At 70.1% G+C, this 1,540-nt stretch carries 1 protein-coding gene; it reads left to right on the forward strand.

Annotated features, from left to right (window positions below; all coding sequences use genetic code 11):
- The first annotated feature begins 988 nt into the window (after positions 1–988).
- On the forward strand, positions 989–1,522 hold the full coding sequence (locus tag ABT300_RS43915) for an ATP-binding protein (RefSeq protein WP_351688751.1): 534 nt from the start codon (positions 989–991) through the stop codon (positions 1,520–1,522).
- The last annotated feature ends 18 nt before the right edge of the window (positions 1,523–1,540 follow it).

Genomic DNA, 1,540 nt, shown 5'->3' on the forward strand with positions numbered 1-1,540 from the left:
CGGAGGAACTCCCACTCCTCATCGGACAGTTCATGGCGACGTATCACCCGACCATGATCCACCACTCAAGATCAATTGAAGACACGACCTAGGGCTAGGCCCACCGCAAAACCTCACCCCGGCAGTTTCGGGACCCGTCAAGACCCACCGGGTTCAGGCCAACCTCGCGCCCGGCCTCAACCGTCACTCGCCTTCCCCGACTACGGCCAGGTCGGCGCAGGAGTGTGGGTCGGAGTGCCGAGGGCCGACGGTCAGCCGTCTCCCGGGCGCGTAGGCCTGATGCAGGAGAGGGCGGCCGGCGGGTGGCCGCCCGGTTGAGCAGACAGGCCGGCAGGACACCGGTCGTGCGGGTGCGCTCCCTCAAGGGAACGCACCCGCAATGTCGTTCAGTGTTCCCTGGTAGGAGGTCACAGCCGTCCGTCGCCCGTTCCTGAAGCGTCAACAACGGTTCAGCCGGCACCGCACAACATTCCGTAACCGCCTTCCTGTCGACCGTAACCGTGTTCCCGGCAACCGGAACCGGTTCGTCGACCAGGTACTTTGGCATACGACACCGCTTTCGAACCGTACGTCCGCCGACGTCCGTTCGGAGTCCGAGTCGCGGCGCGAGAGGCCGTACCGGTCCTACGGTGGGTGTTCGTCCGGCATGTGCGGGTCCGGCGACGGTCCGCGCCCCACGGTTCGGCGCCGCGCGAGCATGGGGCCCCTTGGTGCGCGCGGCCGCGGCGTCTCGCGGGGCACGGCCTTGAGATGTCCGCCCTTGAGGACGGTCTGTATGCCCGGCAGGTGTCCCGGCGGGACGGGCCGCCTCGTCGTTCCGGCCGAGGCGTTCGGGAACTGCGCCGGACCCCTCGTTCCGTCGCCCGAACATGGCCGAACACCTGGGCGTTGACAATTCGACATGACTGGCCCGTTGTCGATCGGGCATGGATCCCCGTGAACGTGTTCGAGCAGGAGGGGAACCGACATCGACACGCGGGCGGGGGTCATGGAAAGGCAGGCACGAGGAAGCGGTCCGGCGACGATCGCGGGCGCCTCGACGACGAGAAGGACGAGAGGGGCGAGAGGGACGGGGGATGCGGAGAGCACCGGAGAGACCGGCCAGGACCCTGCCGAGACCACGGCGGAACCGGGCCGGGGATCGCAGCTCAGGCGCCGACTGGGACGGGCCGACCTGCGGGCGGTGCCCGAGGCGCGCCGGGCGGTGCGGGAGCTGCTACGGGGCTGGGGCAAGCCCGGCCGTTCCGAGACCGCGGAACTGCTCACCAGCGAACTCGTCACCAACGCGCTCGTGCACACCGACGACGAGGCGGTCCTCACGGCCACCGTGTCGCCGTCCGGCCTGCGCGTCGAGGTCCGGGACGGCGCGGCCGGCCGACCGCGCCCGGGTGCTCCGACGCCCGACGAGGGTACCCACGGGCGTGGGCTGATCCTGGTGGAGTCCCTCGCGGACACCTGGGGGGTCCGGGCGCAGGGCGGCGGCAAGGTCGTCTGGTTCGAGCTGGCAGCCGGAGCCGCCTGAAACGTCGAGCCTCGAAGC

Origin of the sequence: Streptomyces sp. NPDC001027 (genome assembly GCF_040299045.1) — a bacterium.
In the GTDB taxonomy this organism is placed as follows: domain Bacteria; phylum Actinomycetota; class Actinomycetes; order Streptomycetales; family Streptomycetaceae; genus Streptomyces.

Excerpts from the sequence above, each read along its gene's own strand:
- ABT300_RS43915 (WP_351688751.1), top strand. The coding sequence starts at position 989 with ATGGAAAGGCAGGCACGAGGAAGCGGTCCGGCGACGATCGCGGGCGCC.